At 60.8% G+C, this 14,281-nt stretch carries 10 protein-coding genes and 2 tRNA genes; 11 read left to right on the forward strand and 1 reads right to left on the reverse strand.

Going from position 1 to position 14,281, the window contains the following annotated elements:
* The 11 genes from dnaA to LDN82_RS00055 all read left to right on the forward strand — a co-directional run bounded on the left by dnaA (position 1) and on the right by LDN82_RS00055 (position 12,156).
* Positions 1-1,422, forward strand: coding sequence for a chromosomal replication initiator protein DnaA (dnaA, locus tag LDN82_RS00005; protein ID WP_224165932.1), 1,422 nt, complete (start codon positions 1-3; stop codon positions 1,420-1,422).
* Between the two features lie 575 nt (positions 1,423-1,997).
* On the forward strand, positions 1,998-3,122 hold the full coding sequence (gene dnaN / locus LDN82_RS00010; RefSeq protein ID WP_224094501.1) for a DNA polymerase III subunit beta: 1,125 nt from the start codon (positions 1,998-2,000) through the stop codon (positions 3,120-3,122).
* 42 nt (positions 3,123-3,164) lie between these two features.
* The gene (gene gnd, locus LDN82_RS00015; RefSeq protein ID WP_224165933.1) at positions 3,165-4,049 is read left to right on the forward strand and encodes a phosphogluconate dehydrogenase (NAD(+)-dependent, decarboxylating); all 885 of its coding nucleotides are present in this window, start codon (positions 3,165-3,167) and stop codon (positions 4,047-4,049) included.
* A 23-nt stretch (positions 4,050-4,072) separates the two neighbouring features.
* Positions 4,073-5,266: a DNA replication/repair protein RecF gene (gene recF / locus LDN82_RS00020; RefSeq protein WP_224165934.1), complete on the forward strand. Its 1,194-nt coding sequence runs from the start codon at positions 4,073-4,075 to the stop codon at positions 5,264-5,266.
* Positions 5,253-5,807, forward strand: coding sequence for a DciA family protein (locus tag LDN82_RS00025; RefSeq protein ID WP_224094502.1), 555 nt, complete (start codon positions 5,253-5,255; stop codon positions 5,805-5,807). The genes recF and LDN82_RS00025 overlap by 14 nt, the downstream gene beginning before the upstream one ends.
* A 339-nt stretch (positions 5,808-6,146) precedes the next feature.
* A complete protein-coding gene (gene gyrB, locus LDN82_RS00030) occupies positions 6,147-8,225 on the forward strand; it encodes a DNA topoisomerase (ATP-hydrolyzing) subunit B (protein WP_224165935.1) in 2,079 nt (692 codons plus the stop codon).
* A gap of 60 nt (positions 8,226-8,285) precedes the next feature.
* Positions 8,286-10,955, forward strand: a complete 2,670-nt coding sequence (gyrA, locus tag LDN82_RS00035; RefSeq protein WP_224094503.1) for a DNA gyrase subunit A — start codon at positions 8,286-8,288, stop codon at positions 10,953-10,955.
* Positions 10,952-11,656 (forward strand): DUF3566 domain-containing protein, encoded by a 705-nt coding sequence (locus LDN82_RS00040; protein ID WP_224094504.1) that lies wholly within the window; start codon positions 10,952-10,954, stop codon positions 11,654-11,656. Before gyrA ends, LDN82_RS00040 begins: the two co-directional genes overlap by 4 nt.
* A gap of 113 nt (positions 11,657-11,769) precedes the next feature.
* Positions 11,770-11,843: transfer RNA gene (locus LDN82_RS00045), tRNA-Ile, on the forward strand.
* 46 nt (positions 11,844-11,889) lie between these two features.
* Positions 11,890-12,009, forward strand: a complete 120-nt coding sequence (locus LDN82_RS00050; protein WP_216924378.1) for a DLW-39 family protein — start codon at positions 11,890-11,892, stop codon at positions 12,007-12,009.
* Positions 12,010-12,080: 71 nt separating this feature from the next.
* Positions 12,081-12,156, forward strand: a tRNA-Ala gene (locus LDN82_RS00055).
* A 104-nt stretch (positions 12,157-12,260) separates the two neighbouring features.
* On the opposite strand, the gene LDN82_RS00060 is transcribed toward LDN82_RS00055, so the two are convergent.
* On the reverse strand, positions 12,261-14,261 hold the full coding sequence (locus tag LDN82_RS00060) for a beta-N-acetylglucosaminidase domain-containing protein (RefSeq protein WP_224165936.1): 2,001 nt from the start codon (positions 14,259-14,261) through the stop codon (positions 12,261-12,263).
* Positions 14,262-14,281: the final 20 nt, after the last annotated feature.

Raw genomic sequence — 14,281 nt, forward strand, 5'->3', positions numbered from 1 at the left:
ATGACAGTAGACGAAGCCAACCACGCCAATACTGTCGGAAGTTCCTGGCGCAGGGTGCTTAGCCTTCTGGAACAGGACGACCGGGTCACACCCCGCCAGCGCGGTTTCGTCATCCTCGCCCAGGCCCAAGGGCTCATCGGCTCCACGCTTCTGGTCGCCGTTCCCAACGAGCTCACCCGGGAAGTCCTGCAGACGCAGGTCAAGGACGCCCTTGACGACGCCCTCCGCAGCGTCTTTTCCGATGACATCCGTTGCGCGATCGACGTTGACACCGATCTGGTGCCCATTCACGAAGAGCCGGAACCCGCCGTCGAGCATTCCACGATGCCGGACCTGGCGGCTGAACCTAAGCCGCAGCCGACACCGCCCAGCACCTCGCATGAATTCGGCCGGCTAAACCCGAAGTACATCTTCGACACCTTCGTGATCGGTTCCTCCAACCGCTTCGCCCACGCGGCCGCGGTTGCAGTAGCCGAGGCCCCGGCCAAGGCCTACAACCCGTTGTTCATCTATGGCGACTCCGGGCTCGGCAAGACGCACCTCCTTCACGCGATCGGCCACTATGCCCGTCGCCTCTACAGCGGAATCCGCGTACGGTACGTCAACTCCGAAGAGTTCACCAACGACTTCATCAACTCGATCCGCGATGACGAAGGCACGAGCTTCAAGACCACGTACCGAAACGTGGATGTGCTGCTTATCGACGACATCCAGTTCCTGGCGGGTAAGGACCGGACCCAGGAGGAGTTCTTCCACACGTTCAACGCCCTGCACAACGCCAACAAGCAGGTGGTCATTACCTCCGACCAGCCTCCCAAGATGTTGGCAGGCTTCGAGGACCGGATGACCTCGCGTTTCGAGTGGGGCCTGCTGACGGACATCCAGCCGCCTGAACTGGAAACCCGCATTGCCATCCTCCGCAAGAAGGGCCTCAGCGAAGGACTGTCCGCGCCGGACGACGCCCTGGAGTACATCGCTTCCAAGATCTCCAGCAACATCCGGGAACTTGAAGGTGCCCTGATCCGCGTCACTGCCTTTGCGAGCCTGAACCGACAGCCGGTGGACGTGGCCCTCGCCGAGATGGTCCTCAAGGACCTCATCACGGACGACGGCGCCCAGGAGATCACGGCGAAGCAGATCCTGGACCAGACGGCTGACTACTTCAAGCTCAGCATGGAAGAGCTTTGCAGCAAGTCCCGTACCCGCACGCTTGTCACCGCCCGCCAGATCGCGATGTACCTCTGCCGCGAACTCACTGACATGTCCTTGCCGAAGATCGGACAGGAGCTCGGCGGACGAGACCACACCACGGTCATCCACGCCGACCGCAAGATCCGTGAGCTGATGGCCGAGCGTCGTGTGATTTACAACCAGGTCACGGAACTCACAAACCGCATCAAGCAGCAGCAGCGGGACTCCTGAATCCACATCCGGCCGCGCACTACATACCTTATTAACAGGTGCGTGTGGATAACCCTGTGGATACTTAAGGGGACAAGCGCGGTTAATGGGCTTAAAACCCTTAAGGCATCTGTGGATCGTTAAAAACCGGGTTGGGAGTTGTCCCCATCCACACCCTGTTTAAAACCCAGTTAACGCACAATCCGTGAACAGGGCTTAACCCCGGAACCGTGCGGCCAGATCCAGTTATCCACAGTTTCCACAGCAGTTATTAACACTACGAATCCCAAAAAATTGAAATCCCTCAAATAACAATCTCGTTCTGCGCCACACCGGTCTGCCGCCGGCAGACCAATCAACCCCATGAACGGCCAGCCTCCGGCTATCCACATACGAGGGGCGAGTGCTGCCGGGGATGGGTTAATCGCGGATCTTCCGGCTAAGCTGTCAGCAGCGCTCCCATCCTTGGGTCTGTTTGTAGTTCGCTTGAGTGCGGACCATGCAGGTTCCGGTATCGGACAGCAAAGGTTTGGCGGGTTCCAGGCAGGGATCCGCAGCTACTACTTGGCAGCAGCAATGAAAGGCGGCACCCTTCCGTGAAGTTCAGAGTCGACCGCGACGTCCTGGCAGAAGCCGTTACGTGGACCGCGCGGTCGTTGTCTCCGCGGCCGCCCGTACCTGTGCTTTCCGGCCTCCTCCTCAAAGCCGAGGCAGGAACGGTAAGCCTTTCGAGCTTCGACTACGAAACATCAGCCCGCCTTGAGATCCCGGCGGATATCACCGCGGAGGGCACCATTCTGGTGTCCGGCCGTCTCCTGGCAGACATTTGCCGCAGCCTCCCTTCAGCTCCCGTGGAAGTTGAAACCGACGGGAGCAAAGTCACCCTCACCTGCCGGCGCAGCAGTTTCCACCTGGCTACGATGCCTGAGGCGGAGTACCCGGCACTTCCGGCGTTGCCAACCATCAGCGGCACCTTGCCAGGTGACGCCTTCGCGCAGGCTGTTTCCCAGGTGATCATCGCTGCCAGCAAGGACGACACCCTGCCGATCCTCACCGGCGTGCGCATGGAAATCGAGGATGACATGATCACTCTCCTCGCTACGGACCGCTACCGCCTCGCCATGCGCGAAGTCCCGTGGAAGCCCGTAACTCCTGGCATTTCCACCAGCGCGCTGGTCAAGTCCAAGACGCTGAACGAGGTGGCAAAGACCCTCGGCGGCAGTGGGGACATCAACCTTGCACTCGCTGACGACGACAGCCGCCTGATCGGCTTCGAAAGTGGAGGCCGAACCACCACGTCCCTGCTCGTGGATGGCGACTACCCCAAAATCCGTTCGCTCTTCCCGGACTCCACACCCATCCACGCAACGGTCCAAACACAGGAACTCGTTGAAGCGGTTCGTCGTGTGTCGCTTGTGGCAGAACGCAACACACCCGTCCGCCTGGCCTTCAGCCAGGGTCTGCTGAACCTCGACGCCGGTACGGGCGAAGATGCGCAGGCGTCCGAAGAACTGGAAGCCCAGCTCTCCGGCGAGGACATCACGGTCGCCTTCAATCCGCACTACCTCGTTGAAGGCTTGAGCGTCATCGAGACGAAGTACGTTCGGTTCTCCTTCACCACCGCCCCCAAACCAGCCATGATCACGGCCCAGGCTGAGGCTGATGGCGAAGACCAGGATGACTACCGCTACCTCGTGATGCCGGTTCGCCTTCCAAACTAGCGATCCGCCACCTATCCACTAGCGCAGAAAAGAGTTCACCCCGTGCACATCGGACTGATCGGCCTTGGAAAAATGGGTTTCAACATGCGGGAACGCATGCGGAACGGTGGCATCGAAGTAACTGGATTCGACCGTAACCCCGACGTGACAGACGTCGCTTCCGTGGACGACCTGATCGCTGCCTTGCCCTCTCCGAAGCTCGTTTGGGTCATGGTTCCGTCAGGCGACATCACCGATGCCGTGATCACCGAACTCGGCGAAAAGCTCAGCCCGGGCGACTTGGTCATCGACGGCGGCAACTCACGTTTCACTGAGGACCAGAAACACGCTGCTGCACTCGCTGAAAAAGGCATCCGCTTCGCGGACTGCGGGGTTTCGGGCGGTGTTTGGGGCCTACAGAACGGTTACGGGCTCATGGCTGGCGGCGCTGAGGAAGACATCGAACTGGCCATGCCGGTCTTCGATGCCCTCCGCCCTGAAGGCGAACGAGCCGATAGCTTCGTCCACGTAGGCGGGGTTGGAGCCGGCCACTACGCCAAGATGGTTCACAACGGCATCGAGTACGGGCTCATGCAAGCCTATGCCGAGGGTTATGAATTGCTGGCGGCCAAGGACATCGTGAAGGATCTTCCAGGAACCTTCCGGGCCTGGCAAAAAGGAACCGTCGTGCGCTCCTGGCTTCTGGATCTCATGGTCAAAGCACTCGACGAGGATCCGGGACTGGCCTCGATCGATGACTACGTGGAAGACTCCGGCGAAGGCCGTTGGACTGTGGAAGAGGCAATTGCCAACGCTGTTCCGGCACCGGCCATCACAGCGGCCCTCTTTGCCCGGTTCTCTTCCCGCGAAGACAACTCACCGGCCATGAAGATGGTTTCAGCGTTGCGCCACCAGTTTGGCGGACACGCCACACGTCCGGCCAACTAGGCCGCAGGAGTCCAGCAGACGGCGTGTATCTTGAACATCTTTCGCTGACCGATTTCCGCAGCTACGCCCAGGTTGACCTGAAGCTCGGCCCCGGGGTTACTGTCCTGGTGGGTTCGAACGGGATCGGTAAGACCAACCTCATGGAAGCCATCGGATATTTGGCAACCCTGAGCTCGCATCGTGTCAGTACGGATGCCCCACTCCTTCGCTTCGGCGCCGAGCGCGCAATGATCAGGGCAAAGTTGGTGCGCGGCGAGCAGTCCACGGTTATCGAGGTGGAAATTAATGCAGGCCGGGCAAACCGCGGCCGGATAAATCGCGGAAACCCGGTGCGTGCCAGGGACATTTTGGGCATCTGCCAGACAGTCCTCTTTGCGCCTGAGGACTTGGCGCTGGTCAAGGGCGATCCCTCCAACCGCAGACGCTTCCTTGACGAGCTCCTGGTTAGCCTGATTCCGCGCCACGCGGCTACCCGCAGCGACTACGACAGAGTGTTGAAGCAACGCAACGCCCTGCTGAAATCGGCCCGGACGGGCAAATTTACTGCAGGCCATGAGGCCACGCTGGATGTTTGGGACCAGCACATGGCACGCGCCGGTGCTGAGCTTTTGCACGCACGGCTGGAACTGGTAGAGCGCCTGCGTCCGCATTTGAACAGTGCCTACGCGCAGCTCACTGACGGTTCCAAAGACGCCGGCGCGGTGTACCGCTCAACCATCCAGGGCGTACTGGACGACGACGGCGGGCCGGCCGATCGCCCAACGGAACCTTCGGCGTCGGGCGAGGACCTCAGGCTGTTGTCGGTTGACGAACTCACTGAGCGCTACGTCCAGGCTTTCGCCGCCTCCCGCAAGAAGGAACTGGAGCGGGGCATCTCCCTGGTGGGCCCGCACCGGGACGAATTGGAGCTCGTGCTTGGGCAAGCACCGGCCAAGGGCTACGCTTCACACGGTGAAACGTGGTCCATGTGCTTGTCGCTGCGCCTCGCTTCCTACTACGTCATGCTGGATGATGCGCGTACCGGCGGTACCGCGCCGATCCTCATTCTTGACGATGTCTTTGCAGAACTCGATGTCCAGCGCCGGCGTAAACTGGCAGCAATAGTGGCCGGTGCCGAACAGGTACTCGTCACGGCCGCCGTCATCGCCGATATTCCCGAGGAGCTGGCCGGGCGGCGTATAACCGTTGTTCCGGGAGGCATCGATGGCGAAGGATAGCCCCGACGGACTTCAACCCGGCCGCGATCCGGACGAAATCGATGCTGCCCAAGCCGCGCTGAACCGGATGCGGGAGGCCGCAGCGGCCCGAGGCGAAGTCAGGCAGCGGGCTCCCCGCCCCGGATCCGCGCCTAAACGCAAGGGCCTTCGCGACACCAGGGGTTTTACCCAGTTTCATGGGACCGGACGTGACCCGTTGGGCCTGGGGAAGGTCGTTGGCCGGTTGGTGGCAGAACGTGGTTGGACGTCGCCCGTGGCCGTTGGCTCGGTCATGGCCGAGTGGGAAACGTTGGTGGGCGCGGACATTTCTGCGCACTGCACGCCGGAGAGCTTTACTGACACCACACTTCATGTCCGTTGCGACTCCACGGCATGGGCAACCCAATTGCGATTGCTGAGTACAAGCCTGCTGGAGATGTTCCGGAATGAACTGGGGGAAGGCGTGGTGACCAGCATCCACGTGCTCGGTCCGTCTGCGCCAAGTTGGCGCAAAGGTGGGCGCAGCGTCAACGGTCGGGGACCCCGGGACACGTACGGCTAAACGGCGTGCAGGGCGTTTCAACGCCCCCGAGTCGTATAGGCCCCCATCAGGACCACCGTAGGGCCGTTTCAGATAGGGCCAGTGGCCTCCCATAGGCACATTCAGCTCTCGGCTGCCCCCGTATTTGCAAGGATTCCGGCATTTCCACGATAGAATTGGCGTAGATCACTGAGCGCCGGTGAAACGTCGTCGGGGTCCTGGAAACACTTTCGTGGGTTCCAGGGCCCTCTTCGTCGGAGTAATCGGCGCAATCAGTCACGTGCTCGTTGAAGGCCTCGGCTTGCCGAAGCCTTCAACGGGGAACGGCCGTCATCGAATACAGAGGAGTCGAAAGCGCCTGTGGCTAACGACAATGCAGAGACCTTGGCAGTAGAGCCCGAAGAGGACACTGTTCCTAAGCCTGACACGCCCGCGGAAACCCCCAGGGAGTATGGTGCCAGCGACATCACTGTCCTGGAGGGCCTTGAAGCGGTACGCAAGCGTCCCGGTATGTACATCGGTTCCACCGGTCCGCGCGGTTTGCACCACTTGGTCTATGAAGTGGTGGATAACTCTGTCGATGAAGCTCTGGCTGGATTCTGCACGCACATTGAAGTTACGCTCCGCGCAGACGGCGGTGTCCAGGTTGTTGACGACGGCCGCGGCATCCCTGTTGACATCCACCCCACCGAGGGCAAGCCCACCGTCGAAGTCGTGATGACCATCCTGCACGCTGGCGGTAAGTTTGGCGGCGGCGGTTACGCGGTTTCCGGTGGTCTTCACGGCGTGGGTATCTCTGTGGTGAACGCACTGTCCCGCCGGGTGAACACGGAAGTCCGGCGCCAGGGCCACGTCTGGCGCATGTCATTCGCAGACGGCGGCAAGCCCCAGGGCGAACTCGTCAAGGGAGAAGAGACGGACCAAACAGGGACGTCACAGACGTTCTACCCTGACGGCACCATCTTCGAGAGCACCGAATTCGACTTCGAGACGCTTCGTGCGCGCTTCCAGCAGATGGCCTTCCTCAACAAGGGCCTGCGGATCACCCTGACCGACGAACGTCCCGTAGCCCGGGAAGGTGAGGACGATCTGGATCTCGACGCCGTCGCCACCGAAGGTGAAGTTGCCGCCGAGCACCGCACAGTGGTCTACCAGTACCCGGACGGCTTGTTGGACTACGTCAAGCACCTGAACTCGAGCAAGAAGGTGGAGATCGTCCACGAGGACGTCATCGCGTTCGAAACCGAAGACACTGAGCGCCACATCGCCGTCGAGGTCGCCATGCAGTGGACAACCGCGTACTCCGAAAGTGTCCACACATACGCGAACACCATCAACACCCACGAGGGCGGAACCCACGAAGAAGGTTTCCGCGCTGCAATGACCTCGCTGATCAACCGTTACGCGCGGGAGAAAAGCATCATCAAGGAAAAAGAAGACAACCTTACCGGTGATGACATCCGTGAAGGTCTGACGGCCGTCATCTCGGTAAAGCTTTCCGAGCCGCAGTTTGAAGGCCAGACCAAGACCAAACTGGGCAATTCAGAGGTCAAGGGCTTCGTCCAGCGCGTTGTCACGGACCAGTTGGGCGACTGGTTGGAGCGCAACCCCGGTCCTGCCCGTGACGTCATCCGGAAGGCCATTTCCGCTGCGCAGGCACGTATGGCTGCCCGCAAGGCGCGCGATAATGCCCGCCGCAAGAGCCCGCTGGAATCCTTCGGCATGCCGGGCAAGTTGTCCGACTGCTCTTCCAAGGATCCTTCGCGTTGCGAGGTCTACCTGGTGGAGGGTGACTCCGCAGGTGGCTCGGCCAAGCGGGGACGCAACCCCGAAACTCAAGCCATCCTGCCGTTGCGGGGCAAGATCCTTAACGTTGAACGTGCTCGCCTGGACAAGGCACTCGGCAATGCCGAAGTCCAGTCCATGATTACAGCCTTCGGCACCGGCATTGGCGAAGATTTCGATATCGCCAAGCTGCGCTATCACAAGATCGTCCTGATGGCAGACGCCGATGTTGACGGCCAGCACATCACCACGCTGTTGATGACGCTCTTGTTCCGCTACATGCGCCCGCTGATTGAGAACGGGTACGTCTACCTTGCGCAGCCGCCGCTGTACCGCATCAAGTGGTCCAACGCCGCCCACGACTACGTCTTTAGCGATCGCGAACGGGACGACACCATCCGCAAGGGGGCGGCCATGAACAAGCGCCTTCCCAAGGACAACGGAATCCAGCGTTACAAGGGTCTTGGTGAAATGGACTACACCGAGTTGTGGGACACCACCATGGACCCGGACCGCCGCACTCTTTTGCAGGTCACCATGGACGATGCCCTGGCTGCCGATCAGACCTTCTCGGTACTGATGGGCGAGGACGTCGAATCGCGCCGTAACTTCATCCAGCAGAACGCCAAGGACGTCAGGTTCCTGGATATCTAGTGCCTTACAAGGCGTAGATATTCCAGAGCTGACATATACCTGAAACGGAAAACTTAGACTATGAGTGACGAAACTCCCGAAGTCCCGGCGGAACCCACCGTCGACGACCTCATCCTTGAAGGCGATGTGCTGACTGACCGCGTCGAGCAGGTGGACCTGCAGACTGAAATGCAGCGCTCCTACCTGGACTACGCCATGGCCGTTATCGTTGGGCGCGCGCTCCCGGACGTCCGCGACGGCCTCAAGCCGGTGCACCGCCGCGTTCTGTACGCGATGTTCGACGGCGGCTACCGTCCTGACCGTTCTTTCAACAAGTGCGCCCGTGTTGTGGGTGACGTCATGGGTACCTATCACCCTCACGGTGATATGGCTATCTACGACGCCCTGGTCCGCTTGATCCAGGACTGGACCATGCGTTACCCGCTGGCCCTGGGCCAGGGCAACTTCGGTTCCCCCGGCAACGACGGCGCTGCTGCTCCCCGTTATACCGAAACCAAGATGGCCCAACTGGCCATGGAAATGGTCCGCGACATCGACGAAGAAACCGTCGACTTCCAGGACAACTACGACGGCAAGAACCAGGAACCCACCATCCTGCCGGCGCGTTTCCCGAACCTGCTGGTGAATGGTTCCTCCGGTATCGCGGTGGGTATGGCCACCAACATTCCGCCGCACAACCTGCGCGAGGTTGCCGAAGGCGTGCAGTGGGCCCTCGACAACCCCACCGCTTCACGGGAGGAACTCCTTGAGGCGCTCCTGCAGCGGATCAAGGGACCGGACTTTCCCACGGGTGCCACCATCCTCGGTCACAAGGGCATCGAGGACGCCTACCGCACTGGCCGTGGCTCCATCACAATGCGCGCAGTGGTCAACGTGGAGGAACTCCAGGGCCGCACCTGCCTGGTGGTCACCGAACTGCCTTACCAGGCCAACCCGGACAACCTGGCCATCAAGATCGCCGAACTGGTCAAGGACGGCAAGATCCAAGGCATCGCGGACCTCCGCGATGAAACCTCGGGCCGTACCGGTCAGCGCCTCGTGATCGTGCTGAAGCGCGATGCTGTGGCCAAGGTCGTCCTGAACAACCTGTACAAGCACACGCAGCTTCAGGACAACTTCTCAGCGAACATGCTGGCAATCGTCGACGGCGTTCCCCGCACCTTGAGCCTGGACGCCTTCATCCGGCACTGGGTGACACACCAGATGGACGTCATCGCCCGCCGGACGCGTTACCGCTTGCGCAAGGCTGAGGAAGAAGCACACATCCTGCGTGCACTCCTTAAGGCGCTGGACATGCTTGATGAGGTTATCGCCCTCATTCGCGCGTCCAACACCACAGAGGCAGCCCGCGAGGGACTCATGGAGCTCCTGGAGATCGATGAACTCCAGGCCCGCGCAATCCTCGATATGCAGCTGCGCCGTTTGGCTGCCTTGGAACGCCAGAAGATCCAGGACCGTCACTCCGAACTCGAAGCCATGATCGAGGAGTACAACGCGATTTTGGCTTCGGAAGAGCGTCAACGCCAGATCATCAGCGAGGAACTTGCTGAGATTGTTGCAAAGCACGGCGATGACCGCCGGACGCACATTCTCATGGGCTTCGACGGGGACATGTCCATGGAGGACCTGATCCCTGAAGAGGAAATGGTCGTCACCATTACCCGTGGTGGTTACGTCAAGCGCACACGCAGTGACAACTACCGCTCGCAGCAGCGCGGCGGAAAGGGCATCAAGGGTGCCCAGTTGCGCGGCGACGACGTCGTGGAGCACTTCTTTGTGACCACCACGCACCACTGGCTGTTGTTCTTCACCAACCTGGGCCGGGTTTACCGTGCCAAGGCCTACGAACTGGCAGAAGCGGGACGCGACGCCAAGGGACAGCATGTAGCAAATCTGCTGGCATTCCAGCCCGATGAGCACATCGCACAGGTCCTGGATCTTCGCGATTACCAGCAAGCTCCCTACCTGGTGCTTGCAACAAAGAACGGTTTGGTCAAGAAGACCAGGCTTGAGGACTACGACACCAACCGCACCGCCGGTGTCATCGCCATCAACCTGCGCGACGGTGACGAACTCGTCTCCGCACAGCTGGTCAGTGAAACTGATGACCTCCTGCTGGTGTCGCGCAAGGGCCAGTCCATCCGCTTCACCGCCACGGACGATGCCCTACGTCCGATGGGCCGGGCAACGTCAGGTGTGACGGGTATGAAGTTCCGTGAAGATGACGAACTGTTGGCCGCTGATGTGGTTCAGGACGGCTCCTTCGTCTTCATCGTGACCGAGGGCGGCTATGCGAAGCGCACCGCCGTGGATGAGTACCGTCTGCAGGGCCGTGGCGGCCTTGGGATCAAGGTTGCCAAGCTCGCGGAGGATCGCGGTGACCTTGTGGGCGCCTTGATTGTGCAGGAAGAAGACGAAGTCCTGGTGGTCATGGAGGGCGGCAAGGTGGTCCGCTCTGCCGTGAGTGGCGTCCCGGCAAAGGGCCGTGACACCATGGGCGTCATCTTTGCCAAGCCCGACAAGAACGACCGCATTATTGAGGTCGCCCGCAACAGCGAACGCGGTTTGGAAGGCGAAGAGTCCGAGGACGGACAGGACGATGACGTAACGTTGGCTGCAGAAGACGGAGCCATTGAGGCGACCGTCACGTCAGAAACGGAAAACGACGTGGACCCGGATACAGAATCGGGCGCGGAGCTGAACGAAGACAACACCGGAGGTAACGAGTGAGTAATTCCGACTCATATCCCAAGCCGAGCACAGGTGTCCCCGGCGGACTCCGGCAGCCCTCGGGCAGCACGCAGGCAGGAGCGCCTGCAAGGCCCCAGCAACGCCCGGGAGCTGGCCCTGCCGGTGCCGGAGCTGCCGGAGCCCGGCCGGCAACTGCCACCAACTCGGCCCAGCGACCAGCAGGAGCTCCTGGACAACGCCCCGCTTCAGCCGGGCAGCGTCCCGCCGGAGTTCCCGGCCAGCGGCCTGCGCAGCCGGGGCAGCGTCCGGCTGGTGCCCCCGGTCAACGCCCTGCCCAGGGCGGCCCGGGACTTGTGAAGCCAGCCCCCAAGGCCAAGGTGCGTCGTGCGCGCCTGCTTGTCAGCAAGGTTGACCCGTGGTCGGTGTTGAAGATGGCGTTCCTGCTGTCCGTGGCACTGGGCATCGTCACCGTTGTCGCCGCGATCGTGCTGTGGACTGTGTTGGATCTCACAGGCATCTTCAACCAGGTGGACAGCCTGCTTGGAACCTTGGCCGGATCCGAAGGCAGTGGTTTCGAGCTGAAGAAAATCGCTTCACTTGGCCAGGTGGCTTCCTTTGCCACGATTATTGCCGTGGTGAATGTGGTTCTGCTGACCGCCCTGTCGATGCTCTCTGCCGTGCTCTATAACATTTCGGCAACGTTGGTTGGCGGCATCGGCGTCACCCTGACGGACGACTAGCAAAAAGCCGCGGATTTACGCCGAAAACGGTGGGATTCAGCGGCCGGAATGCCTCGATTTGAGATCGGGCCGGGATGTGCTGTACAGTCATATCTCGGCCCGATGAGGCATCGGGGCGTATAGCTCAGGCGGTTAGAGCGCTTCGCTGATAACGAAGAGGTCCCAGGTTCAAGTCCTGGTACGCCCACGGAACCTAACAGGTTCAGGTAACACTGAACCGGAATGAGGTGCTTGTGAAGAAGTTGCTGGTGGTAGTTGCAGCGGCGGTCGCAGGCGTCCTGGTCTATAAAAAGGCGCAGGAATCCGAAGCCCGGAAGGATCTCTGGAGCAAGTCAACCGACAAGGTCGACTAGCCACGGAGCCCGGTCTGGAACTGGCAAAAGCCGGTCCTGACATGGGGTATGATTGACGGGTTGCTTCTTATGGGGGCATGGCGCAATTGGTAGCGCACCTGCTTTGCAAGCAGGGGGTTCGGGGTTCGAGTCCCCGTGCCTCCACCATAAGAAAAGTCCCGGTCAGAAATGACCGGGACTTTTGCGTTTAACCCAGTTTGGCTTGAGCAACTCAGTTGACTGCGCAACCCAGTTTGGGGGCTGGAGCAAACTCAGTTGTCCTGAGCCACGGTGTTAAGGGCCCGCTCCAGGAATGCCTTCAGTTCACCATCCCCCAGCACAGGAGTCACCACCCCGAGCTCCAGTGTCGGCTGCGTCTTGGCTTCCGCCGCCGCCAACGCAGCCTGGACATTGCGGCGGGCTTCAGCCACGGCAGGGGAATCCCCTCGCTTGGCAGCCTCGAGCATGATCAGGGCCTCCTCCACACCCCGTCCGTAATTGGCCGCCGCCTTTGCCCAATGGGTGGCATCCTCCGCGAAGCCTGGCACCGCCATCCTCGGCAACAATTCCGATAGCTTCTGGAGCAGCTCAGCCCGCGCCTTCAGACCGCCCGAAGGCGACCTGCCGGCGTCGTAATCCGACCAGAACTGCCCCATGTCCCGCCGGAGCTCCGGAGCAGACGGAGTGAGCTTGTCGTCCTGCCAGTCTTGGTTGAGGTCCACGAAAGCCCTTACGGCTGCGCGGACCTCCGGATCCGGGCCCGAGACCTGTTGCAGGGCTGCGTCCATGGACTTGCCGGGCTTGTACGCTGGTCCGTTCCATGAGAGGTCGGCGTAGTTAAAGATGGCAGGGAGAGACAGATAGGGCTCAATCATTGGATTGGTCACGATTCCGCGGACTGATTTGTACAGATCCGGGTCCCGCCCAATGACCGGGGCCATGAAGAGGTGGTCCTGGGAAAAGTCGTTCACGGGGTAGTTATCCCAAATGACGAGGTCCCGTGGAGAACCCGGGGTCCCGTATGTCAGCCTGGCGGTTTCGGCTGAGTTGGCGCTGATCCTGTGGGAGACCACATCTTCACCGGTCCACTGGACAACGATCCCGGGGTTCAGGGACCGGCCAAGTTCCCGCTTGTAAGGATTGCTCCCGGAACCGTTGTAGAAGGTGGGAACCGTTTGCAGGGGTTCGATGTCCGGCTTTGTCGAAATGAACCGGTCATTGACGTCATTGAGGAATGAAGCCTGTGCTTTGGCCAGGTTGGCTTGACCTGCACCAAAGTCCTTGAGGTCCTCTGCGCACTGGACTTTGGTGGCAATGTCATCAAGCGGAATCACGAACGAACGGACACCGATCGAATACAAGGATTCAAGCTTGGCCACTGCAAAGTTGAGATCCGCCTCGGCGGAATAGCAACTATCGATGCCCGGGGACAGCGCGTAAGTAAAGCGGATGTGGTTGGCAGTGGCGGTATCCACCAGCTCCCGTAGTTGCTTGAGGTCCTCGTCCGAGTACAGTGCCCGCCACTTCTCCCGCAACAATGGATCATCCTTTGGGGAATAGATGTAGGTATTCATTTTCTGGCGTCCCGCAAATTTGAGGACATCCAGACGGGCCTGATGGGACCATGGCGTGCCGTAAAACCCTTCGATGACGCCACGGGTTCCCATAAGCGGCCAATCACTGACCCGGGCCGCCGACATGGCCCCATCCTTAAGCAACTGGCGCGCGGTTTGCACGGCATGGAAAACGCCGTCGGCATCCGTTCCGGCGAGTACCGCCATCGGAATCCCTGAAGTTTTTCCAGTGGCTATGGCGTAGCCTTCAGCTCGGCTGACTGCGTTCTGGATGTCCGCCGCGCTTTCCTTTCCCAGCTCTTTGAGTACCGGGCTTACTGTGGGATCCGCTGCGGTGCCAAGGAAGACGGCCGAACTGCCGGCCGCTGGGCTGTCCAGGGCTGTCACGGCTTCTGCGGTACCCCCGGCTCCTGTCACCAGGTCTTGGAGGGCAGCGATGGACGCTTGGTCTGTGCCGGGGGAAGCCACAATGTAAACGTGGCCGTTCAGAGGGATGGGATCTCCCCCTCCGGCCTGGAGATGTTGTGGGACGGGGAAGATACTTGGGATTTCGGTCTTGCCCGTACCTTGGCCACCGGACCGTTCCCGGGAAACCACCAACCAGCCCGTAACGACCAGGGCGACAGCCAGGGCCGCAACTGCGATCAGCAGCAGTACTGATCGTCTCCGTCTGGCTCCACGGACGGGCGTTGTGTTCAATCAGGTGTCCCCTTGGGAAA

The sequence above is a fragment of the Arthrobacter sp. StoSoilA2 genome (genome assembly GCF_019977195.1).
Classification (GTDB): domain Bacteria; phylum Actinomycetota; class Actinomycetes; order Actinomycetales; family Micrococcaceae; genus Arthrobacter.

What these genes read in the sequence shown, in the direction of transcription:
- dnaA (WP_224165932.1), top strand. Translation starts at nt 1, where the DNA reads ATGACAGTAGACGAAGCCAACCACGCCAATACTGTCGGAAGTTCCTGG.
- LDN82_RS00025 (WP_224094502.1), top strand. Translation starts at nt 5,253, where the DNA reads ATGGCGAAGGATAGCCCCGACGGACTTCAACCCGGCCGCGATCCGGAC.
- gyrA (WP_224094503.1), top strand. Translation starts at nt 8,286, where the DNA reads ATGAGTGACGAAACTCCCGAAGTCCCGGCGGAACCCACCGTCGACGAC.